Source organism: Saccharibacter sp. EH611 (assembly GCF_009834765.1).
GTDB lineage: Bacteria > Pseudomonadota > Alphaproteobacteria > Acetobacterales > Acetobacteraceae > Saccharibacter.
Map to the genome: position 1 here is coordinate 38,932 of NZ_WVHP01000003.1, position 26,334 is coordinate 65,265.

The window sequence follows — 26,334 nt, forward strand, 5'->3', positions numbered from 1 at the left end:
AAAGGCTCGCTTATGCTCCATATGATCAAGCTCGCCGTTGGGTGTGCCTCCCCTGACATCCTCAGAGAATGGACGAAAACCGAACGCATAAACGGTCATGTTTATGTGCAAACACGCACAAAACCCAAGCGCGCGACTGAAATCTTGGATGGGGGGTCAATCTACCGCGTCATGAATGGGCTTATTACCTGCCGTCAGCCGGTTATTGGCTTTGACCACTACACACGCCCAGACGGCCATCAAGGCACGCTCATTCTCGTTTCTGATGATGTTATTGCTGTCCAGCCTCGCCCTATGCGCCCTTTTCAAGGATGGCGTTACCTAAAGCCAGAAGATGCCCCAGCAGACCTTAAAGGCGGCCAGCAGCATAATGATGGCACAGCGAATCTTCCGCCCACTTTGCGTGCACGCTTAACGGAGCTCGGCCTTCTCTAAAATTTTTGACTCTTCAAGAAAAAAGGGCCATGACACGTTTCCATATCATGGCCCTTTTTACGGCTGTTATAACAAGAGCACACTCAACGCCCTGTCATAATCCGCTCAACGAGCTCCTTAACAGTTGGAATATGTCCATTCGCGTAGAAGGGATCCTCCCGAAAACGCCACGCACTCGTTCCACCAAAAAGAAGATTACGGTCTACCAACGCATCTTCCTCTTCCTGGCTCATCTTCCCAACATGTGACACTTCCTGAAGAGTTTTTTGAATGCAGAAAGAGCGTGGATCGGCCCGTTGTCCTGTCGTATAAGTCGGCCCTTTTTGCGACCAGTTTGAGAAGCGGCATTGTGACAAACACCCCATGCACCCAGCCTGGTCACTCACAATCTGTCGCGCCCGTTCAGGCGTAACAAAAACAAGTGTGTCGTCTGGCGTACGCAGCGCTTCTGTAAAGCCCGCCTGACACCATTGCTCAACACGCTCCCGATCATCTGCTTTTAAGAAAACCTGACGACCCCGTGCCCCAACCGCACAAGGGGACTCAAATCCTTCTCCATACTCTGAACGATAAGGCACCTGTCGCTCTGAACGCGCCCGTAGCTCTTGGAGAAAACTATTATTCACCGCAGACGAATAAAAGCCTGTCGGAGAAAAGCGATTGAGGAACACATCACCCTTTTTCAGGGTGAGTAAACGCCGCTTCCATGCTTCCGGCACAGGGCTTTCTTTTGTCAGTAATGGCCGTGTCCCAAATTGAAAGGCAATCGGCCCGATGTCGGGATTATCCAACCAATCTGACCAATCCTCAAGATGCCATACACCGCCAGCCATAATGATCGGCACGTCATGAAGACCAAAGCTACGCATGACACGGCGTAAAGCCACGACCCGCTCATAAGGCTGTTCAGGCTTAAACGGATCTTCCGTGTTGGACAGGCCATTATGCCCACCAGCACGCCACGGATCTTCGTACACCACACCGCCCAACAAATCAGGAGTGCGTGAGTAAGACCGCCGCCACAGCGCATTGAACGCACGAGCTGAAGAGATAATCGGGTAATAATAAACGCCAAATTGCGCCGCAATTTCTGACAAACGATAGGGCATTCCAGCCCCACATGTCAGGCCATGAATAAGTCCGGGAGCTCCCTCAAGAATCCCCTTAACGACTTCTTCTGCTGCCCCCATTTCCCACATAAAATTAGCATGAATACGGCCTCGGCCGCCTGAAATTTCATGGGCAATACGCGCTTGGGCAATCCCACCATCAATCGCATAGCGAACGAGTTCTTCTTGCTTATCACGGCGGGTTCTACCGCTATAAATCTGTGGGATCGGGTTCCCATCAGCATCATAGCTATCCGCATTCACAGCGGAAATTGTGCCAACCCCTCCGGCAGCGGCCCAATGGCCTGCGGAAACCCCTGTCGAAACAGAGACCCCCTTCCCTCCCTCGATCAGAGGAAGCGCATCCCGACCAGACAAATGGATGGCATTGATCGACTTCATAGAGGCTCGATGTCTCCACAACTCAGTCAGTAAGAAATGGGAAGAGGCTCACCGAAGCCTCCCCCCGTGAGGTTTTATTCAGCGTCGCGACGAGGACGACCTGGCTTTGCGCCAACCTCATCCGTAATGTCGTTACCAGTTGCCTGATCAACAACCCGCATGGACAATTTTACCTTACCGCGATCATCAAAGCCAATGACCTTAACCTTCACAGCATCGCCCTGCTTCACCACATCAGTCGTGCGGCCAACGCGGCCTACAGCGAGTTCGGAAATATGTACCAAACCGTCACGCGGGCCAAGGAAATTCACAAATGCGCCAAAATCAGCTGTTTTGACAACCTTACCATCGTAGATACGGCCCAACTCTGGTTCAGCAGTGATCCCCTCAATCCGGCTAATGGCCTTCTGAGCTTGCTCATCATTGGAAGCAGCGATCGTGACGGTGCCATCATCGCCAATATCCACCTTCGCACCAGAATACTCCACGATTTCGCGGATGACCTTACCACCAGAGCCAATCACATCACGGATCTTCTCTTTAGCCACCGTGATGGTGGTGATCTTCGGCGCATTCCCAGAAACATCCGAACGTCCCTCTGACAGAGCAGCGCTCATCTTATCGAGGATGTGCAGACGCCCTTCACGAGCTTGCTCCAGAGCAATCTGCATAATTTCTGGCGTGATGGATGTAATCTTAATATCCATCTGCAGAGCGGTTACACCTTCAGATGTCCCCGCCACCTTAAAGTCCATATCCCCGAGATGATCTTCATCACCAAGAATATCGGTCAACACAGCGTAACCACGCTCTTCCTTGATCAACCCCATCGCAATCCCTGCGACTGGGCGTGGCAATGGCACACCAGCATCCATCAAAGACAAGGACGTGCCGCAAACGGTCGCCATGGAAGAAGAACCGTTACTCTCCGTAATTTCAGAGACAACACGCATCGTGTAAGGGAACTCTTCCTTGGAAGGAAGCAGCGGGTTAAGCGCACGCCACGCCAACTTCCCATGGCCAATCTCACGACGACCCGGGGAGCCCATACGACCGCACTCACCCACAGAGAAAGGAGGGAAGTTATAATGCAGCATAAAGCGTGAACGATATTCACCACCCAGCGCATCAACAACCTGCTCGTCCTGCCCTGTACCTAGGGTAGCAACGACCAACGCCTGCGTTTCACCACGTGTAAACAAGGCCGAACCATGTGTGCGCGGCAGAATACCCGCTTCAGCAACAATCGGACGAACTGTCTTGAGGTCACGGCCATCAATACGCGTGCCCGTCTTCAAGATCGCTCCACGCACAACCTGTGCTTCAAGCTCCTTGATCATTGGCTTAGCCATTTCTGGATCGAAGCCTTCTTCTTCCAGAATTTCGGCAATCTGCTCACGCGCTTCTGCAACTTTTTCGACACGCGCTTGCTTGCGACGCTCTTTATACGCCTCAGCCATCAGCTTGTTGCCAACTTTATCAACCCGCTTGCGCAGAGCAATCTCTTCTTTAGAGGTCTCTGGAAGATCCCACGGATGACGTGCTGCATGCTCGGCAAGAGAGATAATCGCATCAATAACGGGCTGGAAGGCCGTATGACCCATCATCACCGCATCAAGCATTTCCGTCTCTGGCAACTCTTCAGCTTCTGACTCCACCATCAGAACGCCTTCAGACGTCCCAGCAACGAAGAGATCCAGCGCGCTGTCCTTCATCTCACCCAGCGTTGGGTTGACAACCAGTTTGCCGTCAATCTTCCCAATGCGCGCAGCCCCAACAGGGCCGAAGAAAGGAATACCCGACAATGTCAGCGCTGCAGAGCACCCAATCATCGCCACCAGAGCGGGATCATTTTCCATATCATGGCTCAGAACCGTCGCGACGACCTGAACCTCATTACGGAACCCTTCTGGGAACAGCGGGCGAATGGGGCGGTCAATCAGACGAGCTGTCAGCACTTCCGCCTCAGACGGACGCCCTTCACGCTTAAAGAACCCACCTGGGATCTTACCTGCAGCGTAAGATTTTTCCTGATAGTTCACCGTAAGCGGGAAAAAATCCTGACCAGCTTTTACAGTCTTTGCACCAACAGCTGTACACAGAACCACGGTTTCACCGTAGGTGACCATCACTGCCCCATCAGCCTGACGGGCAACCTTACCGGTTTCTAGGATAAGCGGACGACCAGCCCACTCAATTTCTTTACGAAAATAATCGAACATACTTCTACTTCCTTATAACAAGGATCAACAATGGGGCGGTCGTCACGGTAAGCCAGAATACAAAAAGCAGCGCTTCGGACGGCATGGCGATGATAACGGACAATTCCGCTATGACACCATGTGGCCTGAAACGCCGAACCATCGTTGCTCTGGCACTACGTTTCAACGACCTAAAAGACATGGGAAGTACCCTAAGATACCTCCCAGATCAGCATCAACGACGGAGGCCGAGACGCTTAATCAATGTCTGGTAACGCTCCTCGCTTTTACCTTTCAGATAGTCCAAAAGGCCACGACGGCGACCGACAAGCATCAGAAGACCACGACGAGAGTGGAAGTCCTTCTTATGTGTCTTGAGATGCTCAGTCAGGTTTGCAACACGCTCAGTAATCAACGCCACCTGCACTTCTGGTGACCCTGTGTCACCTTCAGCAAGACGGTATTCAGCGATAACTTCAGCGCGACGCTCAGGAGTAATCGACATCTTTCTCTCCAAAAAATAAATGGTTTTCTAACATGCGAACGGCCTTCAAACGCCCCTCTTCGAACCGGCAAAGACCAATCACATGCTCCCCGATCAACACGCGCCAAAGAGGATAATCCTCTAGGCGCCCTGATGCGGACACAACATGGCGGCTGACAGAAACTGTCTGCCCGTAAATGAGTGCCCTCCCCCCTGCGATTGTCACGGCCAGCGCCGGGATGTCGGCCAGCGCGGTCGCTACATCCAACAAAGGAGCCGGAAGAGCATCCGTCTTGTCTCTAGTTTCTCCCGATTTGTCCAGTGCTATCTGCTCAATTGAGTGAGCATGAGACAAATCAAATGGGCCACATTTCGTCCGTCTAAGCACGCTAATATGACCAACAGTGCCACAAGCAAGGGCAATATCACGGGCTAAAGAGCGCATGTACACTCCTTTTCCCGATTGAACCTCGAAAACAGCATGATCCTGATCGGGACGGTCGATCAGTGTTATCGAATCGATACGAGCTGGGCGTGGCGGGAGTTCTGGAGGGCGTCCTTGACGTGCAAGATCATATGCACGCTGCCCCCCAACGCGAAGCGCTGAAAAAACAGGCGGCACTTGCATCACCACCCCACCACAAAGATCAGGAAGAACAGAACGGATCGTCTCATCTGTCGGACGATGCGATGACCGTGCCAGGACATCACCTTCTCGATCATCTGTTGTTCGGCTCTCACCAAAGCACAACGTAAAACGATAGCGCTTGGTGGCATCCATAATATAAGGGATCGTGCTAGTCGCACGCCCAAAAGCAATTGGCAATACACCGGACGCTAGAGGGTCTAACGTGCCGCCATGCCCTGCTTTACGCGCATCAAAGGCCCAACGAACCTTATTCACCATTGACGTAGAGGTTGGCCCAAGTGGTTTATCCAACACCAGCCAACCATTAATCTCTTGTCCGCGTTTCCGTGCCATTCCGCGCGATTAGTCCTCTGGGTCGGACGTAGAGTCAGACTTCAAGTCACGCTGCACTTCCGGCGTATGCAAGAGATGTTCGACTTCCATCGCATGCTCAAGAGAAACATCGGGTTGGAAATGTAGTTCAGGCACGGTTCTCAAACGAAGCTTCCGCGAAAGCCCTCTTCGTAAGAAGGATGAAACCCGTTTCAACGCTGGAAGCACGACATGAATGTCATCGCGCCCCAAACGCGTAACAAAGACCGTCGCATGACGGAAATCTGGTGAAACACGCACTTCAGTGACCGTTACACTGACACCATAAAGTTCAGGATCACGGAACTCGGTGCGCGTAAAGAGATCCGCCAAAACATGACGAACCTCTTCAGCAACACGAAGCTGGCGCGTGCTGGGCCCTTCTGCAGGATCTACAGCAGGCCCAACGACATCAAAGGGAGAACGCTGCGTCAAACCGGAATCTCTTCCATTTCATAGCACTCAACCATATCACCCTCACGCAGGTCGTTATAGCCCGCGAAGGAGAGACCACATTCATAGCCACGTGCCACTTCACGGACATCGTCCTTAAAGCGTTTCAGCTGGCTCAGATCGCCTTCATGGATCACCACATTGTCACGCAGCAAACGTACGCCACAGCCGCGCTTGACCATACCTTCGGTTACGTAACAACCAGCCACCTTGCCAACGCGCGTAATGCTGAAGACCTGGCGAATTTCGGCATAGCCCAAGAACTTCTCGCGATGTTTCGGTGCAATCTTACCCTTGACCAGTTTCTCCACATCATCAGCAACCTGATAAATAATGGAGTAATAGCGGATATCCACACCGTCACGCTGCGCGAGACCACGAGCTTGTGTCGTTGCACGCACATTGAAAGCCACAATCACTGCATTGGACGCTTTAGCAAGCTGCACGTCACTTTCAGTAATCTGTCCAACACTCGTGCTCAACACACGCACGGCCACTTCCTCATGCGACAGCTTTTCCACCGTCGCTTTCAGCGCTTCAGATGATCCCTGAACGTCCGCTTTAATCAGCAGCGCCACTTCCTTCTGCTCACCAGCCTGAATACGGGCCAGCATCTGGTCAAGCGTTCCACGAGCAGCGACCTGCATCGCTGTGGCTTTTTCACGAATCTTCCGCTGACGGAATTCGCTGATCTCACGAGCGCGATTTTCGTTTTCAACGACAACGAACAAGGAGCCAGCATCCGGAACACCTGTCATCCCCAGAACTTCGACCGGCACAGAGGGGCCAGCCTTCTGGATTTGACGGCCACGATCATCGAGAAGCGCACGCACACGCCCCCAATGCGCCCCAGCAACCACGATATCACCGCGCTTAAGCGTTCCTTTCTGAACCAGCACTGTCGCGACAGAACCGCGACCGCGATCTAAGCGGCTTTCCACCACAGCACCCTGTGCAGGACGGTTCGGGTTAGCTTTCAGATCCAAGATCTCAGCCTGCAGGGAAATCCCTTCAAGAAGCTCATCTAGACCCTGACGCTGGCGTGCAGACACTTCGATTTCCTGTGTATCGCCGCCCATGCTTTCTACCACGACTTCGTGGTTAAGAAGCTCATTGCGCACACGATCAGGATTCGCTCCTGTCTTATCAATCTTGTTGATCGCCACAATCATCGGCACTTCAGCAGCTTTCGCGTGCTTAATGGCCTCAATCGTCTGTGGCATCACACCATCATCGGCAGCGACAACCAGCACAACAATATCAGTGACAGAAGCACCACGCGCACGCATAGCTGTGAAGGCTTCATGGCCTGGCGTATCAATGAAAGTCACCTTGCGATCAGATGATGGCATACTCACCTGATAGGCCCCGATATGCTGGGTAATACCCCCTGCTTCAGCATCGGTTACTGTTGTGGTGCGCAGCGCATCCAGCAAGGAAGTCTTACCATGGTCAACATGACCCATGACCGTCACAACAGGGGAGCGTGGTTTCAGATCTTCTTCACGATCTTTGATGTTTTCAAGACCCAGCTCAACGTCACTGTCGGAGACACGCTTTACGCGATGACCAAACTCATTGACCACAAGTTCAGCTGTATCAGCATCAATACTCTGTGCAGCTGTCGCCATGACCCCCATTTTCATCAGAGTCTTAATCACTTCACCCTGACGAACTGCCATACGATTAGCCAACTCACCGACAGAAATCGTCTCAGGCACGGTCACATCACGCACAACACGCACTTGATCAGAACGGAGACGCTCTAGCTCAGCTTGACGACGCTCACGATCACGCTGACGACGCACAGAAGCCAAAGAGCGCGTTTTGCCATCATCGCCTTCAATAGCAGCACGCACATCAATACGACCAGAACGACGATCCTGATTGCCACCACCACGGCGCGACTGCGAACGACGTGATTGCTGCGAGGAACGACGTGGCGAACCACCGCCGCCACCACCGCGGCGTCCATCATCCTCGCCGCCATTGCGACCACGTAAATGCAACGTTTCACTCTTACGAGACGACGATGCAGAAGAAGATGATGAGGAGGAGGAGGCAGATGACGAAGATGACGCATTCGAGCGTGTTGTCACTGGGCGACTCGGCATAATCGCGCGCTCAGCAAGTGGACGCAAACGCTGCGTTGGCTCGGCAATTTGCACACCGCCTGTTGACGTTGGCTTCAATGGCGGCGGCGCAGCCTTACGCTTCTCTTCTTGTTTAGCCTGATGAAGAGCAGCGGCTTCTTTCTCGTTCTGACGCTCAGCGGCTTCCGCTTCACGCGCCTGGGACGCTTCCTCCGCCTGCTTAGCCTCGGCCTCAGCTTTTAGACGCGCTTCTTCTTCCGCAGCAGAGCGAATGCGAATCTTTTCAGCTTCACGCTTGGCGGCTTCCTCTTCAATCTGCCGCTGCTTCATCTGCTCCAGAACGCGCTGACGCTTCTCAAGCTCTGATGCCGTTAAACCGCGAGCGCCAATAGGCCCACGTCCACCGCGACCACCAGCCCCGCCATGCCGTTTTGGCTTACGGACCTCAACCCGGACCTCTTTTGATCGCCCGTGGCTAAAACTCTGCCGCACAGAGCCTGCATCAACGGTGCGTCCCCCCTCTTTTCGTCCCGCTGGACGTAAAGAGAGGCGGCCCCCACCTTTATTCTGCCCGTTCTTAGGAGCCCCCTCTTTCGGAGCCCCAGTCCGGTTTCCGTCTTGGTTGCGCTCGTTGCCGTCGCTCATAGTTCCGCCTGTTCCTTACTGACCCGTGCCCTGTGGGCCTGGGAGCGAACCTTCGATCACCCCCGTCAATCTCTTATATTCCGTTATCAGACGCCGCGCTAATGCCCCCGGTGCCATAACAGCATAGACTGCATGGTCACGTCCGAAGACTGAAGCGAGCACCCGGCTCTCTAGCTGGACAACCGGCACATCCCGATGCCCAGACATCAACCGTGAAAGCTCATCCCGACTGGCGTCTGCCGCACATATCACAACCCCAACCTGACCAGAAGCGATCCGCTCCCGGCACTTCTGGAATCCACAAACGGCTTCACCCGCTCGCCGCCCCAGACTGATACCATCCTGAAGACGCTTTGCCAGCCCCTCAGTAACGAGGTTGGGCAAATGTTCAGGCAGTTTTACCTGTCGGCGAGCTCCCCGCGCAAATACACGGGAAAGCTGTGGATTGCTAAGCACCTCTCGATCAGCACAGAGCCACATACCCCGACCGGGCAGACGCGCTGCCAAATCTGGCACAATGTCTCCGCCCGGTGCTACGACAAAGCGCAGCATATTCTCAGGATGATCATGCCGACGGCTTAGCAAGCAACGCCTTAAGGAAGCAGTGCGTTTGCCTCCCTTCCTTAAGGGTCCGTCATCAATATCAAGACACTTAGACGTTGCTCGATTCTCCACCTTCAGGCGTCTCGCTCTGAGCTGAAGCGCCATCCGCAGCTGCTGTCGATTCGTCACCTTCAAACCAGTGGGCGCGTGCAGCCATAATGATTTCATTAGCTTCGTCTTCGCTTAGACGCTCTTTTCCAAGAATCTCAACAAGCTCATCACCTGCCAAGTCAGCCAAATCATCTAAGGTTTTAATACCTTTTTCACCAAGTTCTACAAGAATCTTTGGAGAAAAAGCACCCATCGCCACAATATCGTCGGTAACACCTAGGGTCTTGCGCTCTTCATCAAGAGCACGCTCACGTCCCTCAAGATACTCGTTGGCACGATTCATGAGCTCTTCAGCGACACTTTCGTCAAAACCCTCAATGTCATGAAGCTCATGTGGCTCGGCATAAGCGAGATCTTCAATCGTGTGATAGCCCTCTGTCACCAGAAGCCCAGCAATCACGTCATCAACGTCTAGATGATCCACAAACAGTGCTGTCCGCTTGCGGAACTCTTCCTGACGTCGTTCAGATTCTTCAGCTTCAGTGAGAATATCAATATCCCACCGTGTCAGCTGGCTGGCAAGACGCACATTCTGCCCACGCCGGCCAATAGCCAAAGAAAGCTGCTCATCTGGCACCACCACTTCGACACGTCCAGCGTCTTCATCCATCACCACTTTGGAGACTTCAGCTGGTGCCAAAGCATTCACCACAAAGGTTGCTGCTTGTGGGCTCCAAGGAATAATATCAATCTTCTCACCCTGAAGCTCCGCCACGACAGCCTGAACGCGTGACCCGCGCATACCCACACAAGCACCGACAGGATCAATAGACGTATCACGAGAAAGGACAGCCATCTTTGCACGAGAACCTGGGTCACGTGCGACAGCCTTAATCTCAATAATCCCGTCATAAATCTCTGGCACTTCTTGAACAAAAAGCTTCGCCAAGAAACCTGGGTGAGATCGCGATAAGAAAATCTGCGGACCGCGTGGCTCATCCCGTACGTCGTAAATATACGCACGAATACGGTCGGAATTTCTAAAGGACTCGCGCGGGATCAGCTCATCACGGCGCAACAGCCCTTCTGCATGGCCAATTTCGACCATAAGATTACCGTATTCCGTCTGCTTGACGGTACCGTTAATGATCTCGCCTACGCGATCCTTAAACTCATCATACTGACGCTTACGCTCATATTCACGCACGCGTTGTACGATCACCTGCTTTGCCGTTTGAGCTGCAATACGCCCAAAATCAATCGGCGGAAGCGGGTCGATCAGATGTTCGCCTTCTTGAATATCGGGCTGGAATTTCCGCGCGATATGCAAAGGAATCTGTGTATCTTCATTTTCAACCGTCTCGACCGCTTCAGTCCAACGACTCAGGCGTACTTCGCCTGTTTTACGGTCGATCGTGGCACGAATATCTTTTTCATGCCCATATTTCGCCCGCCCAGCCTTCTGGATAGCCTGTTCCATTGCTTCCAGAACCTGCTCGCGCTCAATATTCTTTTCCCGGCATACTGCATCAGCAACGAGCAGCAATTCGGGACGGGTAACAGACGTGTCCATTAGATCGGACCTCCAACCAGCATCAGACGGGTCATCATCAGTTCTTCTTCCCCGGCTTTTTAGGATTTAGTTTTGGCACACGGCCCTTTTTGCCGTTCTTTCCTTCCTCACCCTCTTCTGACGCTTCTGCAAGAGCGGCACTCGCCTCAATCAGCTCATCAGTCAGAACAAGGCGCGCTTTACGCATATCCAGTAAAGGAAGAAGCACTTCATCTCCATTATCCAAGCGGATAAGAGCTGATTGCCCGCGCAGGCCAAGAACCCTCCCAGCAAAACGCTTCCGACCGTCTATAGCAACGTCCATTTCAAGACGCACCAGATGGCCTGCATAACGCTCCCAATCCTTAGGACGTGTCAGGGGGCGATCAATTCCAGCAGAGGAGACTTCCAGCATCCACGCTCCTGGAATCGGGTCGTCCACATCCAAAACTGCTCCAACAGCATGGCTAATCTGCTCGCAATCATCAACAGTGATGAGAGCACCATTGCTACGGTCTGCCATGACCTGAACAGTGGGCGTTTCATGGCCGAGAACAGAGAGGCGCACCAGTTCAAAACCCATATCTTCAAGGGTTGGTGCAATCCGCTCTACGATACGCGCTTCGAGACCGCTTAAGCGTAAAATCCCGTTCGCTGGAAGCGTTGTGTCAGAAGAATGAGGAGTCTGGTCCAAAACAAAAAAGGCGGCCCGTCAGGGCCACCCCCCAAAAGAGCGGAAGTGAAAGGAAACGCATTCTTGATACGGAAACCCCTCACAGGATGCAAGTCTTTCCTTCTTTAAGGCTACCACACCGCTCTCGTTTTTCTTGATTCTGGACTTATTTCCCAAAATCATTCTGTCGACGCTCTAACATTGCATGTCATCATGCGATATTCTGCACCTAATCGTGGATCGAATGCAGAGGCGGACCATCACTTATCATGCTGACATCGCTTATTCCCCGACTCAGTAAAGCCATGCCGCTGATGATGGTAACATTTCTGTTACTTCTTGCCCTTCAGCTCAGCCTGATGCTCCATCTTTCCTGGCACCTGCTCGCCCATTGGGTTGCCGCTCTTCTAGATGCTGGGCGGCCTTTATACCTGCCACTTGGCGTAGTAACGTTCGCCTTAACGCTCTTGGGCGTGTTCTATGATCGCTCATCAGACCGTCTGCTCCAGCGTGGACTGCAGCGCCGTAAAACATTAACGACCTCTTTCCTTACTCTTTTCACGCATCGTCGTCACCTTGAGGAAATCATGGTGCGTGACCAGCACGAATCGTCCCTTAATGCGGAAGAATTGGCAACGTCCCTACGCGCCCGTGTGATCGGTCAGGACGCAATCTGCACGGATATTGCCCAACAGCTTCGCAGACGCTTAGCACTGCGTGTCCATGATAAACCCGTCGGTATTTTCCTATTTGCAGGGCCTGCTGGCAACGGAAAGAAATATCTCGCCAAGCAACTCTCTCGTCATATGGATCGACCTCTGCTCACCCTTGATGTGACCGATCTCTCAAGTCCTTATGCATTATCCCTGCTATGGGGGGCACCTAATACACCTACCGGGGCCGCAACACCGGGCCTTTTGACACGACAGGTCAAAGCACACCCAACCTCTATTATTGTGCTGGAAGATATTGAGAAAGCACATTCAGCCGTGCTGAAAAAGCTCCTCACAGCTTGGAATGATGGCGCTCTTCAAGACAATGCCACGCATGAAACGCTTTCTATCAAACGATGTATTTTCATCCTCACCTCTACTGTGGCAGCACAAGACCTCTCCCATTGTGCAGAACTCTCTACATCCGATACGGAGCGCAGACGCGGTGATGCCGTTGCCCTTCTGCGCCGAGCGGATTTCCCGGCTGATATCCTCAATCGTCTTGACCGTCTTTTCCTCTTCCGTCCTCTGAGCGACCGCGATATGGCACGCGTTGCTGCTTTGGAAATGGAACAGATGGTCGAAGGATACGGCCTTCACCTTCCCCCTGGTGGAATAGACCCCACACCATTGCAACGCGTGATCACGCTCAATAAGGAACGTCACGTTATCAGCACGGTACGAGATCTGTTGCGTTTCGTTGAAGACATGATCAGTGATGGGCTGATTGCGGCTCAGCAGCAAGGCAAACGCCGCGTTAAACTCACCTTCCATGATGGACGAATTATCGTGGAAAGTGATGATACCCACGATACACGCCTTAGCCAAACGAGCTTATAAGGATCAGAGTATGATGACCTCCCTCTATCACCTCTGGCATCGTGCTGGCCTTTGGCGTGCCTGCCTCATCATCAGCGTGCTCTCTTTAACGATGGCGGCTTTTCTACCAACCGCCTCCTTAAAACACCTCGCCCCTTGGCTACCCGGCAAAGCGCCGCCTCTCCTTGCCCCAGCCAAAGACACGGCACACCCGCGCCCTCCCGAGGGTGGTGGTGACACTGAAGGCGGGAAGGTTGCTTATTTAGACCCGTCGCAAAGCGTGTCTGACCGTGCTCCATTAGCTGGACACGTCTTTCCATTACCTGAAGGACAGTGGCACCCCGTTCTTGCTGCACAAACCAACGACCGTGCAGCGTTCTCTTTCCTCGCCCTCATCCGCACTGATCATGGCGCCGTCACGGGCTTTATCACCCTTCAAACCAACCAAAATCCTGTTCCTGCGGAGTTAGTCGAAAGTCTTCTTACGCCATGCCACGATGACCGCAATTACACGAACCTCAACCAAGAAGCCCCCGACATGGCCGATTGTGTGTATGTCGCCAATGCCGTGCTGGAAAAAGGAATGGTCAGTAATAATCCACTGATTGCTGAAGCCGTCGCGCATGTTCAACAGCTTGGCTTTCCGCTCCCCCCTCTCATGATCGTAACGGGATGGCGTCATATTAGTGCCGCGAAAAACGGACTTGCCCAAACAGCTACTGAAGATGTCTTGCTCTCACCTTTAGACCGCGAAACGCATCAAATGCTCGCTCCACCTGATGTCTGGAGCAAGGAGACGATCACCGCCAATCCAGTCGCTGAAGAATTCATCAATAAAGTCCTTCATTGGGCGCCTTATTGGCAAAAAGGACTGCTTCAAGCCTTCATCGACCCTAAGAGCATTGAATTCCTACCCGTTGAAGCCACTCGTGACCCTATGGCCCCTCAATGATGCCCTTGGCCAATCACGCGACCAAGGCGCTTTTCGGCCATACGCGCAAGGCGGACAAAGGGGAGGCCAATCAACAAATAAGCCAACCCCACCATTAAGCCCGTCCCCACATAATCGTAATACGTGGAGGACAGACGAATATAGGTCTGGCTTAGCTCTGTCAGCGTAATGACAGAGACCAATGAGCTATCTTTAATAAGCGCAATAAAATCATTGGTCATCACGGGCACAACGGTGCGAAAAGCTTGCGGCACGACGACTAAGCGCAACGCCTGAAAATGTGTCATATTAAGCGCGATCGCAGCTTCCATCTGGCCACGTGGAACAGACAGCAAGCCAGCACGATAATTTTCAGCCTCATAGGCCGCATAATTAAAGCCCAACGACAACACCCCTGCAACAAAAGGGGATAAGCGAATCCCAAAAGCGGGAAGCCCATAGAAAATGAACAATACTTGGATCAACAACGGTGTACCACGCACGATTTCCACGTAAGTACCGCACAGAATCTTGATAGAGGTTGCCCCGTAATGCCGCCCCAACGCGAGAACGACCCCCATGGCAACCGCTAAAATCATCGCCAAGGCCGAAACCGCTAGGGTCATCACTGCGCCTTGGCCAATCAGAGGAATGAACCTTACGTAGCGATACATGATCGCATGAAAAGAGCTCCCCGACATACTCTCCATGGTGCGGCGATAATCTTCCCATGCTTGGGGCTTAATATCGAGCGTCGTTTTATCGCCCGTATAGGCCGCCATTTGCGGCGTCCATAAGTTCCAACGCGCTAGAATGCGGTGCAACGTCCCGTCATGTTGCAACGTAGTCAGGGCATTATCCACCGCGTCGCGTAATGCCGGATTGTCTTTCGAAAATGCAATGCCATAAGCGACCGTTCCAATCGGCGGCCCCACAAGCTTCATATCATCTGAACCGTAATAATGAGCAATCGGCTCATCAATCAACACCGCATCCAGACGGCCATTCTTTAAGTCAGAAAAAAGATTGGTTTCTTCGTCATAAGAACGAACTGACACATTGTCTTGCTGTAATAAAAGGCGCTCTGCTGCTGTATTTTTGATCGTCCCCACCGCATGACCATTAAGAGCGGCAAGACTCTCCAACCCCTGCTGCTCACGCCGCACCATGATACGATCAGATGTCACATAGTAAGGATGGCTAAACAGCACCGCTTCCTTATGCTCCGGCGTCATCTCAATGCCGTCAATCACCATGGCGTATAGACCACGAGACAATCCGGGGATAAGGCCGTCCCATCCATTTTGAATAAAGCGGGAATGGCGATGCAAATGCTGGGCAATAGCGCCCATCAGCTCATATTCAAACCCCGTAACACGCCCCTCTTTAGCAGGGTCATGAAACACGTAAGGGACATTCGCTTCCCCATCTGACGCCCAAGGAAAATCATGCTCACTTTGCGCTCCAGGCACCACTAAGGCCGAGCTTGCTTGAGCGGGACATGAGGTCAGTACAGACGCAGCACTGCCGAGCACTAGCAGGCCACACACGATGAACCGCCCTAAAGAGCGCGCTATTGTTTGGATCATGACAGCAATGTCCGTAGAAAACGTCGTGTGCGGGCCTCGCGTGGATTAGCAAACATCACGTCTGGATCACCACTTTCCACAATTTTCCCTTCTTCCAAATACAGCACACGGTCTGACGCAGCACGTGCAAAGCGCATATCGTGCGTTACGACCAGCTGTGTCATGCCCTCCTCATCAAGAGCGCGCATGACAGAAAGCACTTCCTCAGAAAGCTCCGGATCCAAAGCTGACGTTGGCTCGTCATACAGCATCACGGAAGGACGCATAGCCAAAGCCCTCGCAATCGCCGCACGCTGCTTCTGTCCACCAGACAATCGGTCTGGATAACGATCTTTCACCGCGGCAAGTCCTACTTTCTTGAGCAGCTCACATGCGATACGACGTGCCGCCTCATGATCCATCTTTTTCACATGAACCGGGGCCATCATGACATTTTCCAACACGGAGCGATGAGGAAAAAGATTAAAGGACTGAAAAACCATCCCAACATGAGCCCGCAACCGATGGGCCTGCGCTTCATCGCGTCGATGCCAATGACGTGGACTCGTCAAGCCCACATCTTCGATACGCACATCTCCCGCATCAGGATGTTCTAAAAAATTTAGGCAACGCAAAAATGTCGATTTACCGCAGCCAGAAGGGCCAATAATGGAAATCAACTCACCACGTTCAACCTCTAGGGAGATTCCGCGTAATATGTCATTATCACCAAAGGATTTTCGTATATCCTTTGCTTGGAGCACCATATCTGTCAGTTCTGGCTTTCCTTCTCACGCACGATCAAGCATAGGACCAGCAGGCCCTTTATGGTGATATTTTCATACCGATATTCACCACCTTACGCATAGTCTTCTTTTAAAGAAGAAGGATTTTCTCCTTATGGTTCAGGCCTCTATAACACACTTATGATCCCATCCCCTCTTCTAACACTCAACCATATTTGTGTCTCACGCGGGGGAAGAACCATCCTTCATGATATTTCTCTCTCTTTATGTAGCGGAGAAACCCTCCTCATGACAGGAGAGAATGGGTCTGGGAAATCAACCTTACTACGCGCCATTGCCGGACTATGCCCCCTTGATGAAGGGTTTATCGACGCTCCTGAAGCGATTGGCTGGTTAGGCCACCATAATGCCCTCAAACTTTCCTTAACAGTCCGCGAAAATCTCACACTCTTTTCTTCTCCTCCTCAAACCCAGCTCACAGAGGCTTTGAGCGTGCTTGGTTTGGAAAGCTTGTGTGAGACGCCCACACGTCATCTGTCCGCCGGGCAGCAACGCCGAGTGGCCTTCGCAAGACTTCTCCTCAAGCCCACCTCGCTTTGGCTGTTAGACGAACCAACGACAAGTATGGATGCGACCCATATCACTCAGATTGAAGCACTTATCCAGACCCATTGCCAACAGGGTGGAGCCGCCTTGGTTGTCTCTCATACACCGCTCACCCTCCCCTCCTGCAAAACACTTACGCTGGCGCCTTATCACTCTGAGGAACCCTGTTGGTGAACGCCCCTCTCATCACATTGCTTAAAAGGGAGCTTCTCCTCGCACGCCGCAGCGGAGCTGATACGCTAAGTTCTGTGCTCTTTTTCCTCTTATGTGGCTGTTTATTTCCTCTCGCCTTAGGGCCATCTCCCCTTCTTCTGCACCATATGGGGCCAGGGATCATCTGGGTCTGCGCTTTGCTGGCTAGCCTGCTGCCTCTAGACAAGCTCTTCGCGGCTGATTTTGAGGATGGATCTCTTGATCTTTTAATGATGAGCCCTTTGCCAACGTTTATGATTGCACTGAGTAAAATGATCACACATTGGCTCACCAGCGGGCTTCCTGTCTTGCTCAGCAGCCTTTTTCTCGGTGTGATGTTTCACCTCTCCACACAAGAGATTTTTATCCTGCTGAGCAGCCTCACCCTCGGCAGCCTAACCTTTTCCCTCATTGGCGGTATGATTGCAGCGATGCTGCTTGGCGCACGCCGAGCCGGGGCTCTACTGCCCCTACTGGTGCTTCCCTTAAGCACGCCCTCTCTCATTTTCGGCGCGGCAAGCTCATATTCTGTCCAACTCGGGAACCCAACGTCAGCAGGGTTAAGCCTTCTCGGAGGGGTCTTTTTAGCCGCTTTTGCTCTCTGTCCCCTTGCCGCAGGTTTAGGGCTACGGGAAGCATGCCGCTAAGAAAAAAGGCCGCCCTATAAAAGAGCGGCCTTTGAGCGGTTACGCGTCTTGTTGGCGCGCCACAAAATTTTCGAGCCAGTGGATTGTATAATCCCCTGCCTGAAATTCAGGATCATCCAAAATTTTCTGATGAAGGGGAATAACCGTTTTGACGCCCTCAACCACGCATTCCAACAACGCACGTTTCATACGAGTAATCGCTTCAGCCCGTGTTGGCGCATGAACGATCAACTTAGCAACCATGCTGTCATAGTACGGAGGGATTTTGTAGCCAGCAAAAAGGGCACTATCCATTCGTACTCCAAGACCACCAGGAGCATGAAACACCGTCACAGTTCCGGGGTTTGGCACAAATGTCAGCGGGTCTTCAGCATTAATACGGCACTCAATCGCATGGCCCCGCATCGTAATGTCTTCTTGGCGATAGCTCAGCTTCTCACCCGCAGCGACCAAGATCTGCTCACGCACTAAGTCCACACCACAAACCATCTCGGTCACGGGATGTTCAACTTGCAGACGCGTATTCATCTCGATGAAGCAGAACTGCCCATCTTGATATAGAAACTCCAACGTTCCCGCATTACGATAGCCCATGCGAGACAGAGCTTCTGTCACTGTCTGACCAATCTGGTTACGCTGCTCTTCTGTAATGACAGGAGAACCTGCCTCTTCCAAAAGCTTCTGATGGCGGCGCTGCAACGAGCAATCACGCTCCCCGAAATGAACCACCTGGCCATGCGTATCCCCCATGACCTGAAGCTCAATATGACGAGGGCGATCAAGATATTTCTCGAGATAGACCTCATCATTACCGAAAGCCGCTAAAGCCTCCGTACGCGCCACGCTCCATGCTTCAGCGATTTCATCAGCCGTATGAGCAACCTTCATGCCGCGGCCACCACCACCAGCAGCAGCCTTAATCAGCACGGGATACCCGACTTTGTCTGCAACATCGCGAGCCGCGTCAAGATCTGCAAGAGCACCATCCGACCCAGGAACCAACGGCACACCAAGGTCTGCCATCGTCGTCTTTGCGGTAATCTTATCGCCCATCATCCGAATATGCTCAGCCGTCGGACCGATGAAGGCCATACCGTGCGCTTCTACCGTCTCAGCAAACTCAGCATTTTCTGACAAGAAGCCGTAGCCGGGATGAATCGCATCCGCACCCGTCATTGTCGCAGCTGACAAGATAGCTGGCACGTTCAAATAAGAATCCCGTGAACTTGCCGGGCCAATGCACACCGCTTCATCAGCCAAACGCACATGCATCGCATCAGAATCCGCTGTGGAATGAACCGCAACGGTGCGAATCCCCATTTCGCGGCAAGCACGCAGGATTCGGAGAGCAATTTCGCCACGATTGGCGATGAGAATCTTAGAAAACATCACTCAATAATCGCCAATGGAGCCCCAAATTCGACCGGTTCTCCCGCATTGACGCAGTATTTTACCAACGTACCAGAGCGTGGAGCTTTAATCTGGTTAAAGGTCTTCATAGCTTCAATGAGCATAATCGTCTGACCTTCCGTCACCTTGCCACCATCCTGCACGAAAGGCGGAGAAGACGGATCTGGCGAGAGATAGGCTACGCCAACCATAGGGCTAGGAACCATCCCCGGATGTGATGCAGGGTCAGCCGCTGCTGGAGCCGCACTCTCAGCAGGCGCCGCCGCTTGTGCTGGGGCAGGAGCCGCCGCTGGAGCAGCGAGCGGTGCTGCTTGCACGCTCACCTCACGTGCGACACGAATGCGGCTATCCGCCTCAGAGACTTCAATTTCGGTCAGGCCAGTGTCCGTTAGGATATCGGCCAACGCCCGAATAGCCTCCTTATCTACGAGCATACGGCTCATCCTTCATCCTCAATTATGTCCGCCATCGCCTGAAGCGCATGAGCGTAACCACGCACTCCCAGCCCACAGATCACCCCGCAGGCTGCCTGGGAAACATAGCTATGATGGCGAAATGCTTCCCGGCGATGAATATTCGAAATATGCACCTCTATCACAGGACACTCAATCGCATGCAACGCGTCAAGCAATGCAATAGATGTATGACCATAAGCTGCAGGATTAATCACAACCCCACTCGCACGACCACGACATTCTTGCACCCATGATACGAGTTCCCCCTCACCGTTGGTCTGGCGAAAATCAATTGCCACATCAAGGCGTTCAGCTGCCTGAATGCACACCTGCTCGACATCATCAAGCGTGGCGTGGCCATAGATATCAGGCTGGCGTAGGCCAAGCATATTTAGGTTAGGTCCATTGAGAACCACAATCAGGGGTCGTTTCATCTGTGCACCTGATAGCATCGTCATCACGTTCAGGAAAGATACACTCTAACACGGAAATGACAGAAGTGCTGTTTTGTTGTATAATTACCCTATGATTGCTCGTTTTAGACCTCCCAAAGGGCGTGCTTCCGTGGTTCGCTTAACCCACACCCTGCTTATTGCTGGTCTTCCTGCCTCTACCTTTCTAGGTAGCGACTATGCACAGGCGAGCCAACGCCAACAAAATACTCACACAGCACATGCTGTTCAGACAGGTTTAGCAAGCTGGTATGGAGGGAGCGCCTTTCAGTCCAGACATACCGCGCAGGGACAGCGCTTTGACCATCATGCTCTAACTGCAGCTCACCGCACGCTCCCCTTTGGAACGAAAGTTCTTGTCCAATCTCCCAAGACCCATCGCTCCGTTATCGTGACGATCAATGACCGCGGGCCTTTTACACATCACCGCATCATAGACCTCTCACGTGGGGCAGCTGAACAACTTGGCATGATGAAACATGGTGTCGTGCCAGTCTCTCTCACGATTCTACGGCCTAGCCTCCCTCTCAAAGAGAAGCACTCTTAAGCACTATAGCAAATCACGAAAGACCTTAGGCCTCTGTGTCTTTATCGGAAGCGGCCTCTGTGGAGAGCCCCTTTTCAGCTCTTATATATTTCCGCCGTGCTCGCTCTTCCAGCTCTGAGTTGATCACGCCGCCAAAAAGAACGACATAAGCGCTCACAAACAGCCACATCATGACAGCGGCCACCGCTCCAAGCGGCCCATATGTGGCACTATAGCTTGCAAAATGTGCCACATACCAAGAAAAACCGAGCGATGTAACAACCCAAAGCAACGTGGCAACGATAGCACCTGGGAAAATCAAGCGCCACAATGTCCAATCACGACACGGAGCAATGCGATAAAGAACCGTCATCGCTGTAAAAACAAAAAACAGCATGATGGCAGGTGCGAGCCAATGAACCATCATGGGTGTTCCCTTCTCCACCAAAAAGTGAAGCCCGGGGGGAATATGGTTAAAATCAACCCCCAGATATTCTAAATAATGCGGCAAATAATCTGCAATGGCTGGAGCCGCCACCATCAAGGCCAAAGTGAGGCAAGCCCCTAAAACACCCATTAGCGTGGTGCCAAAAGCAAGACATTGAAAGCTCAGAAAGCCACGTGTCTCTTTCGTATGATAGGTTATGTTCAACGCAGACAACATCGCCCGGCTACTCGCCGTAGCAGACCACATTGTAATGGCCAGTGAAAAAACCAGCCCTAGCGTTAATGAAGAGTGCGACTCCATAACCAACGTATGAATGCGATCGCCAATCAGGGAATACGCTGATGTTGGCAGAAGATTCCTTAAAATATTCAGCTGCGGTTCAACTGTATGGATGTCAAACACCAATCCATAAACAGAGATAAGCGCCGTTATGGCCGGGAACAGAGATAATGTTGCATAGAAAGCGCAGCCAGCAGCACTTAATGACGTCTGACTATCCCCTGTATGCACCAAGATTTGACGACAAATAGTCCGCCAACCAGCTGGTCGTGGTGGAGCATCTGGTTTTACGTCATTTGCACTCGACACGCATTATCCTCTCTATGTTTCGCACTCTTATTCTGTGCTGGAGTTCCATCATTGCTCGTCAATGCCCAGAACCCCTTTATTACTCATTTTTTGATAAGAAAACCCTTACTTCCGAAACGAGAAAAGCACACTTAATGAGCAGAAAAGGGAGCTTTGTTACAACAGTCACAGAAACAATAAGAGCCCATTTTAGAAAAATCGTTTTAATTTATGGCAAAAGAACTACACAAGACTTGCATTCTTAGCGAGAATAGGCTTTTCACGCACTCCACGCAGCAACGCACGTGCCACTGGCCCTCTCGCGGTTACGCAACGACGTCAAGCGTTCTGGCTCCTGTAGGCCGTCTAAACACTTTTAGGCTCTAAGACAGGACTTCGCCGGTCCGTTCGACCGTTTCGCAACATCCTGGCGGGGCCTCCCCCGTTTTGCAGGACGATTCTGGGAAGTGAGTATCATGACTCCCAAAATAACTCGTTTTCTCACTCAAAATGATCCGGCAACACCCTGCCTTATCGTTGACCTTGATTCTGTTGAGCAACAGTTCAGCACGATGAAGCATCATTTTGAGGGTGCACGTCTTTATTATGCCATCAAGGCCAACCCTGCCCCGGCCATCTTAAAGCGCCTTAATACACTCGGGGCTTTTTTCGATGTGGCTTCTCTTGGAGAAATACAACAGTGCCTCGCGGCTGGCATTCGTCCAGACAGACTGTCCTTTGGGCATACTGTCAAAAACACGCATGCCCTTAGCGAAGCGCACAAGCTTGGCGTGTCACTTTTCGCTTTCGACTGTGAAGAAGAGCTACAGAAAATTGCACGTTATGCGCCAAACTCACGCGTTTTCTGCCGCCTAACCGTCCTCAACACAGGAGCAGATTGGCCTTTGTCAGATAAGTTTGGCACAACAGCTGACCATGCTTATGAGCTGATGCTTCAAGCGGAACAGCTAAACCTTAAGGCCACTGGACTTTCTTTCCATGTCGGCAGCCAACAAACATCGGCAGAAGCATATCAGCAGGCTATCGCACAGGCATCCACTCTTTTTCAGCGCCTTCAAAGCCAAGGCCTTGCTCTGGATCTGCTCAATATTGGTGGGGGGCTTCCTAGCCATTACACAAGCAGCGTGCCGGATCTTGCCTATTTCTCCACCGCCATTGACCAAGCTTTATCAGAGCATTTCCCTCACCAGAAACCACGTATCATGCTAGAACCCGGACGTGCCCTCGTCGGCGATGCTGGCGTTGTTCGCAGTGAGGTCGTCTTGGCCAGCCGTCGCGGTGGCGCCCCGACAGATCCGCGTTGGGTCTATTTAGACATTGGCCGCTTCGGCGGGCTGGCAGAAACAGAAGGCGAAGCTATTCGCTATCGTTTCCGTACTCCTCATGACGACACATCACACAGCCAGTCCCCCTGCATCATCGCCGGCCCCACCTGTGATAGCGTTGACGTTATGTATGAAAAGAACCGCATAACGCTACCGGATGAGCTAGAATCAGGCGATAAAATTCTGATCCTCGCAACCGGCGCTTATGTCTCAACATACTGCTCAACAGGCTTTAATGGCTTTGCTCCTTTGAACGAATATTACATTTAGCCCCGGAAGCCCCCTCGCTTTAGAGGGGGCTTCCTGTTTACCGGCATGGCAATCGTTTGTTCCAGCGCTTCATATTCGCCTTCACATCTTGAACAAAGGCAGAATGACGAACACCACTCAAAAAAATCTTTTGCATCACTCGCCCCAGCCCACGTGTAGGACGTTCAAACTGAATAAATAAAATACATCGTAGCTCATCAGTCTTATTACGCACGTGATGGCGATAGGTGTCGTCAAACACGAAAGCCTGGCCATTTTTCCATGCAACACGCTGACCAGCAATTTCAATCCAGCACTCTTTTGGATCTTTCGGAACACTAATGCCCATATGGCAATTCAGCATACCTTTCGTCACACCATAATGAGCCGGAATGACACCTCCTGGCTCCAAAATGGAAAAGAGCGCAGAACATAACCCAGGGATACCGCCAACAAGCTGAGCGGTAACCGGAGCTTTGGCACAATTCTCAGGAACTTTCAGTCCATACCCAAATAGGAAAAAAGATTTCCACCGCTGGTCGGGTGCAATACGCCGATGATCAGGCGAAAGCTCCCTCAGGGCCGGCACATTTTCACGCGCTTCCATCAAAGCACGAAACTCTTCTGCAATAAGCGGATAAGCCTTCTCCAAAGCCCCCACCCATGGGAAAAGCTCCTTTTCCAAAAAAGGCTCATTGGACACACATGAATCACGTGCAATGATCCAATTCACCCATGGTCGTAACCATTTCCCGACACGCACTAATAATGGTCGTTTTTTCTTAGTCTCTTTCCCTACACTCATCGCCATTTTCCTTAAGAAGGACTGCAATAAAGCTATCTATTCATGTCTAACATACGTAAACGATGCCCATTATAGGACAAACTCTATTATTATATTAAGAAATATACCTTATAACTGACATGCATAATTTCTATATCTTATCATTTCTCTTCTTCAAGAGACTGAAGCTCAACTAAATGACGATAAATCCCGTCTTGTCGAGACATAAGTTGACTATGCGTTCCATCTTCCACAACATTACCCTTTTGGAAGACGAGAATACGATCCAATTCACGCACAGTGGACAAACGATGCGCGACAACCAAAACAGTACGCGTCGCCATGAGACGTTTCATAGCCTCTTGCACAAGGCTTTCAGACTCTGAATCCAAGCTGGCTGTCGCTTCATCAAAAATAACAATCGGTGCTTGGGTGAGAAAAGCCCGCGCAATCGCAACACGCTGGCGCTCCCCACCAGAGAGCTTCACGCCACGCTCTCCCACCATGGTTTCATAACCTTCAGGCAAACGCTCAATAAACGCACTCGCATTGGCAAACGTCGCTGCCTCTATGACCTCCGCACGACTTGCTGTTGGACGCCCATACGCAATATTATCAGCAAGCGAACGATGAAACAAAATAGGCTCTTGAGGAACGAGAGCGATCTGTTTCCTCAAGCTTTCTTGCGTAACATCAGCAATAACCTGCCCATCAATCAAAATAGCGCCTTCCTGCACGTCATAAAGACGTTGCAAAAGCCGAGTAAGCGTCGTTTTTCCCGATCCACTCGCCCCGACAAGCGCCACACGCGACCCGGCAGGAATATCCAAAGACAAGCCCCGATAAATCGGGTCTTTTTGCGAAGGATAACGGAACGTCACATTTTGAACCGTAATCGCGCCACCTTGAGTGATGCGAAGAGGATGCGCCCCCGGCTTGTCTTCCACCCCCGGCGTCAGACGAAACAGTGCCACCAGCTCTTCCATTTCATTAACCGAACGCTGCACTTGGCTGACCTGCTGGCCAAGATCACGCAAATACCCTTGGATGAGGAACATCATCGTAAGCACGTAAGCCACGTCCCCCGGGCCGGCTTCGCCCTCCCACCATAGGAAGACAGCCAAACCAATCATCACAACACGCATCAAAAGCGTGTAAGACGCTTGCAAGTTCGCGCTATTGGTTCCGCGTATCCAGCTCCACAAGGTACGCCGGCTCCACAAGAACGAAAGACGGCTGAGATGGCGTTCTTCGCGATGTTCAGCGCCAAATGCTTTCACCACGCTGTTACAGGTAATGGAATCAGCCAGCGCCGCGCCTATTTTCGTATCCCATTGGTTCGAGAGCCGCGCACTCGGGGCCACATAACGCAGAGCCAGCTGCACAGACACAAAAGCAAACAGCACAACCGCTACCCCTAAGACGCATCCCATCAATGGAGAGCGCACCATCAGAACCAGCGTCGTTCCTATGAGGACGAGAAGTTCCGGCACAATAAGGAGAAGGAGCGTGTCATCTAACGTATCAATCGCCCAGATACCGCGTGTTAAGCGACGCACTGTTGAGCCTGCAAAGGTGTTCGCATGCCAATCGGCTGAGAAACGCTGCACACGCGCGAACGCCTCACTCAAGGTTCTACGCATAATCGCTAGGCTAAAGCGACTAATCCCTATGTAAGAGACGCGCCTCCCCATCACCGCAACGAGGCCTAACACCAACAATCCGCTCACCATCAACAAGGCGTCATGCAGTAAAGACTGCCGCATCGGTTCAGCCTGATGCACCGGCGTTGAAATATCCCCCACAAGACGACCAGCCAAAAGAGGCGTGCAAATGTCAGCAAGCGTCGCCAGTGCCACACCGCCAAGCGTGCGGCTGAGCAGAGCTGGATGGTTAAGCCAGCGCTGAACCACAAAACGCAACGTTTCCCCAAAAGAGACAGCGGAACGGTCTGACTTTTGGCGAGACTGGGCTGAATGATTAGGCGTATGTGACACAAACACTCCTTTTCTGGGTCTTTCCCCTCACATTCTTTCCCTATGCCACATCCTCCCCAAAGCCGTCGATTTTTTATGCTATAAGTCCCTCCCATAATGCCCCGGCTTTTTTATGATGGAGATAACAACATCGTGGCGCCTTCAACCCGTAACGCTCGCACGACCAGCCCCAAAATA

General features: G+C 52.1%; 24 protein-coding genes. 7 read left to right on the top strand and 17 right to left on the bottom strand.

The genetic code is table 11. The features are described 5' to 3' along the window. Positions 1 to 12: 12 nt before the first annotated feature. Positions 13 to 435 (top strand): DUF1489 family protein, encoded by a 423-nt coding sequence (locus tag GS535_RS03225; RefSeq protein WP_160793044.1) that lies wholly within the window; start codon positions 13 to 15, stop codon positions 433 to 435. 83 nt (positions 436 to 518) lie between these two features. On the opposite strand, the gene GS535_RS03230 is transcribed toward GS535_RS03225, so the two are convergent. The 9 genes from GS535_RS03230 to rimP all read right to left on the bottom strand — a co-directional run bounded on the left by GS535_RS03230 (position 519) and on the right by rimP (position 11,722). Then, a complete protein-coding gene (locus tag GS535_RS03230) occupies positions 519 to 1,946 on the bottom strand; it encodes a nitronate monooxygenase family protein (protein ID WP_160793043.1) in 1,428 nt (475 codons plus the stop codon). Positions 1,947 to 2,020: 74 nt separating this feature from the next. Further along, complete coding sequence (gene pnp, locus GS535_RS03235) at positions 2,021 to 4,168, bottom strand: polyribonucleotide nucleotidyltransferase (RefSeq protein ID WP_160793042.1); 2,148 nt, start codon at positions 4,166 to 4,168, stop codon at positions 2,021 to 2,023. A 214-nt stretch (positions 4,169 to 4,382) separates the two neighbouring features. Then, a complete protein-coding gene (gene rpsO, locus GS535_RS03240) occupies positions 4,383 to 4,652 on the bottom strand; it encodes a 30S ribosomal protein S15 (protein WP_018979987.1) in 270 nt (89 codons plus the stop codon). After that, the gene (gene truB, locus GS535_RS03245; protein WP_160793041.1) at positions 4,636 to 5,613 is read right to left on the bottom strand and encodes a tRNA pseudouridine(55) synthase TruB; all 978 of its coding nucleotides are present in this window, start codon (positions 5,611 to 5,613) and stop codon (positions 4,636 to 4,638) included. The genes rpsO and truB overlap by 17 nt, the downstream gene beginning before the upstream one ends. Positions 5,614 to 5,622: 9 nt before the next feature. Then, positions 5,623 to 6,066: a 30S ribosome-binding factor RbfA gene (gene rbfA, locus GS535_RS03250; protein ID WP_160793040.1), complete on the bottom strand. Its 444-nt coding sequence runs from the start codon at positions 6,064 to 6,066 to the stop codon at positions 5,623 to 5,625. Continuing rightward, positions 6,063 to 8,822, bottom strand: a complete 2,760-nt coding sequence (gene infB / locus GS535_RS03255; protein WP_160793039.1) for a translation initiation factor IF-2 — start codon at positions 8,820 to 8,822, stop codon at positions 6,063 to 6,065. The genes rbfA and infB overlap by 4 nt, the downstream gene beginning before the upstream one ends. A 15-nt stretch (positions 8,823 to 8,837) precedes the next feature. Next, positions 8,838 to 9,407, bottom strand: a complete 570-nt coding sequence (locus GS535_RS03260; RefSeq protein ID WP_237442186.1) for a DUF448 domain-containing protein — start codon at positions 9,405 to 9,407, stop codon at positions 8,838 to 8,840. Between the two features lie 67 nt (positions 9,408 to 9,474). Beyond that, entirely contained in the window at positions 9,475 to 11,049 is a 1,575-nt protein-coding gene (nusA, locus tag GS535_RS03265) for a transcription termination factor NusA (protein WP_160793038.1), read from the bottom strand. Positions 11,050 to 11,086: 37 nt separating this feature from the next. Next, entirely contained in the window at positions 11,087 to 11,722 is a 636-nt protein-coding gene (gene rimP, locus GS535_RS03270; protein ID WP_202401689.1) for a ribosome maturation factor RimP, read from the bottom strand. Positions 11,723 to 11,970: 248 nt separating this feature from the next. On the opposite strand from rimP, the gene GS535_RS03275 reads away from it, so the two are divergent. Both GS535_RS03275 and GS535_RS03280 read left to right on the top strand, forming a co-directional pair. Further along, on the top strand, positions 11,971 to 13,254 hold the full coding sequence (locus GS535_RS03275; RefSeq protein WP_160793037.1) for an AAA family ATPase: 1,284 nt from the start codon (positions 11,971 to 11,973) through the stop codon (positions 13,252 to 13,254). A gap of 10 nt (positions 13,255 to 13,264) precedes the next feature. Then, positions 13,265 to 14,185, top strand: a complete 921-nt coding sequence (locus GS535_RS03280; RefSeq protein ID WP_160793036.1) for a hypothetical protein — start codon at positions 13,265 to 13,267, stop codon at positions 14,183 to 14,185. Here GS535_RS03280 and GS535_RS03285 read toward each other — a convergent pair. Next, a complete protein-coding gene (locus GS535_RS03285; protein ID WP_160793035.1) occupies positions 14,179 to 15,753 on the bottom strand; it encodes an ABC transporter substrate-binding protein/permease in 1,575 nt (524 codons plus the stop codon). The two genes, GS535_RS03280 and GS535_RS03285, sit on opposite strands and share 7 nt — an antisense overlap. Beyond that, positions 15,750 to 16,499: an amino acid ABC transporter ATP-binding protein gene (locus GS535_RS03290; protein WP_202401688.1), complete on the bottom strand. Its 750-nt coding sequence runs from the start codon at positions 16,497 to 16,499 to the stop codon at positions 15,750 to 15,752. Before GS535_RS03290 ends, GS535_RS03285 begins: the two co-directional genes overlap by 4 nt. Before the next feature lie 159 nt (positions 16,500 to 16,658). On the opposite strand from GS535_RS03290, the gene ccmA reads away from it, so the two are divergent. Together ccmA and ccmB are read left to right on the top strand one after the other, a co-directional pair. Then, entirely contained in the window at positions 16,659 to 17,258 is a 600-nt protein-coding gene (gene ccmA, locus GS535_RS03295; RefSeq protein ID WP_160793034.1) for a heme ABC exporter ATP-binding protein CcmA, read from the top strand. After that, the gene (ccmB, locus tag GS535_RS03300) at positions 17,255 to 17,923 is read left to right on the top strand and encodes a heme exporter protein CcmB (protein WP_160793079.1); all 669 of its coding nucleotides are present in this window, start codon (positions 17,255 to 17,257) and stop codon (positions 17,921 to 17,923) included. Before ccmA ends, ccmB begins: the two co-directional genes overlap by 4 nt. Positions 17,924 to 17,962: 39 nt before the next feature. Here the strand turns inward: ccmB and accC are convergent, their stop codons facing one another. Genes accC through aroQ form a run of 3 tightly spaced genes read right to left on the bottom strand, consistent with a single transcriptional unit; the run spans position 17,963 to position 20,222 of the window. After that, positions 17,963 to 19,312 (bottom strand): acetyl-CoA carboxylase biotin carboxylase subunit, encoded by a 1,350-nt coding sequence (gene accC / locus GS535_RS03305; protein WP_160793033.1) that lies wholly within the window; start codon positions 19,310 to 19,312, stop codon positions 17,963 to 17,965. Next, a complete protein-coding gene (locus GS535_RS03310; protein ID WP_018980001.1) occupies positions 19,312 to 19,776 on the bottom strand; it encodes an acetyl-CoA carboxylase biotin carboxyl carrier protein subunit in 465 nt (154 codons plus the stop codon). Before GS535_RS03310 ends, accC begins: the two co-directional genes overlap by 1 nt. Beyond that, a complete protein-coding gene (gene aroQ, locus GS535_RS03315; RefSeq protein WP_026294202.1) occupies positions 19,773 to 20,222 on the bottom strand; it encodes a type II 3-dehydroquinate dehydratase in 450 nt (149 codons plus the stop codon). Before aroQ ends, GS535_RS03310 begins: the two co-directional genes overlap by 4 nt. Positions 20,223 to 20,352: 130 nt before the next feature. Here aroQ and GS535_RS03320 point away from each other — a divergent pair, with 130 nt between their 5' ends. Next, on the top strand, positions 20,353 to 20,787 hold the full coding sequence (locus tag GS535_RS03320) for a septal ring lytic transglycosylase RlpA family protein (RefSeq protein ID WP_370518175.1): 435 nt from the start codon (positions 20,353 to 20,355) through the stop codon (positions 20,785 to 20,787). Positions 20,788 to 20,812: 25 nt separating this feature from the next. Here GS535_RS03320 and GS535_RS03325 read toward each other — a convergent pair whose 3' ends face one another. Then, positions 20,813 to 21,802, bottom strand: coding sequence for a YihY/virulence factor BrkB family protein (locus GS535_RS03325; protein ID WP_160793031.1), 990 nt, complete (start codon positions 21,800 to 21,802; stop codon positions 20,813 to 20,815). A gap of 455 nt (positions 21,803 to 22,257) precedes the next feature. Here GS535_RS03325 and GS535_RS03330 point away from each other — a divergent pair, with 455 nt between their 5' ends. Further along, the gene (locus GS535_RS03330; RefSeq protein ID WP_160793030.1) at positions 22,258 to 23,397 is read left to right on the top strand and encodes a type III PLP-dependent enzyme; all 1,140 of its coding nucleotides are present in this window, start codon (positions 22,258 to 22,260) and stop codon (positions 23,395 to 23,397) included. A gap of 37 nt (positions 23,398 to 23,434) precedes the next feature. Here GS535_RS03330 and GS535_RS03335 read toward each other — a convergent pair whose 3' ends face one another. After that, positions 23,435 to 24,181 (bottom strand): aspartyl/asparaginyl beta-hydroxylase domain-containing protein, encoded by a 747-nt coding sequence (locus GS535_RS03335; protein ID WP_160793029.1) that lies wholly within the window; start codon positions 24,179 to 24,181, stop codon positions 23,435 to 23,437. Positions 24,182 to 24,321: 140 nt separating this feature from the next. Then, the gene (locus tag GS535_RS03340) at positions 24,322 to 26,157 is read right to left on the bottom strand and encodes an ABC transporter ATP-binding protein (protein ID WP_160793028.1); all 1,836 of its coding nucleotides are present in this window, start codon (positions 26,155 to 26,157) and stop codon (positions 24,322 to 24,324) included. Positions 26,158 to 26,334: the final 177 nt, after the last annotated feature.

What these genes read in the sequence shown, in the direction of transcription:
- ccmA (WP_160793034.1), top strand. Translation starts at nt 16,659, where the DNA reads ATGATCCCATCCCCTCTTCTAACACTCAACCATATTTGTGTCTCACGC.
- GS535_RS03225 (WP_160793044.1), top strand. Translation starts at nt 13, where the DNA reads ATGCTCCATATGATCAAGCTCGCCGTTGGGTGTGCCTCCCCTGACATC.
- GS535_RS03310 (WP_018980001.1), bottom strand. Translation starts at nt 19,776, where the DNA reads ATGAGCCGTATGCTCGTAGATAAGGAGGCTATTCGGGCGTTGGCCGAT.
- rpsO (WP_018979987.1), bottom strand. Translation starts at nt 4,652, where the DNA reads ATGTCGATTACTCCTGAGCGTCGCGCTGAAGTTATCGCTGAATACCGT.
- accC (WP_160793033.1), bottom strand. Translation starts at nt 19,312, where the DNA reads ATGTTTTCTAAGATTCTCATCGCCAATCGTGGCGAAATTGCTCTCCGA.
- truB (WP_160793041.1), bottom strand. Translation starts at nt 5,613, where the DNA reads ATGGCACGGAAACGCGGACAAGAGATTAATGGTTGGCTGGTGTTGGAT.
- GS535_RS03330 (WP_160793030.1), top strand. Translation starts at nt 22,258, where the DNA reads ATGACTCCCAAAATAACTCGTTTTCTCACTCAAAATGATCCGGCAACA.
- GS535_RS03280 (WP_160793036.1), top strand. Translation starts at nt 13,265, where the DNA reads ATGATGACCTCCCTCTATCACCTCTGGCATCGTGCTGGCCTTTGGCGT.
- aroQ (WP_026294202.1), bottom strand. Translation starts at nt 20,222, where the DNA reads ATGAAACGACCCCTGATTGTGGTTCTCAATGGACCTAACCTAAATATG.
- nusA (WP_160793038.1), bottom strand. Translation starts at nt 11,049, where the DNA reads ATGGACACGTCTGTTACCCGTCCCGAATTGCTGCTCGTTGCTGATGCA.
- GS535_RS03335 (WP_160793029.1), bottom strand. Translation starts at nt 24,181, where the DNA reads ATGAGTGTAGGGAAAGAGACTAAGAAAAAACGACCATTATTAGTGCGT.
- pnp (WP_160793042.1), bottom strand. Translation starts at nt 4,168, where the DNA reads ATGTTCGATTATTTTCGTAAAGAAATTGAGTGGGCTGGTCGTCCGCTT.
- GS535_RS03230 (WP_160793043.1), bottom strand. Translation starts at nt 1,946, where the DNA reads ATGAAGTCGATCAATGCCATCCATTTGTCTGGTCGGGATGCGCTTCCT.
- GS535_RS03290 (WP_202401688.1), bottom strand. Translation starts at nt 16,499, where the DNA reads ATGGTGCTCCAAGCAAAGGATATACGAAAATCCTTTGGTGATAATGAC.
- GS535_RS03275 (WP_160793037.1), top strand. Translation starts at nt 11,971, where the DNA reads ATGCTGACATCGCTTATTCCCCGACTCAGTAAAGCCATGCCGCTGATG.
- GS535_RS03285 (WP_160793035.1), bottom strand. Translation starts at nt 15,753, where the DNA reads ATGATCCAAACAATAGCGCGCTCTTTAGGGCGGTTCATCGTGTGTGGC.
- infB (WP_160793039.1), bottom strand. Translation starts at nt 8,822, where the DNA reads ATGAGCGACGGCAACGAGCGCAACCAAGACGGAAACCGGACTGGGGCT.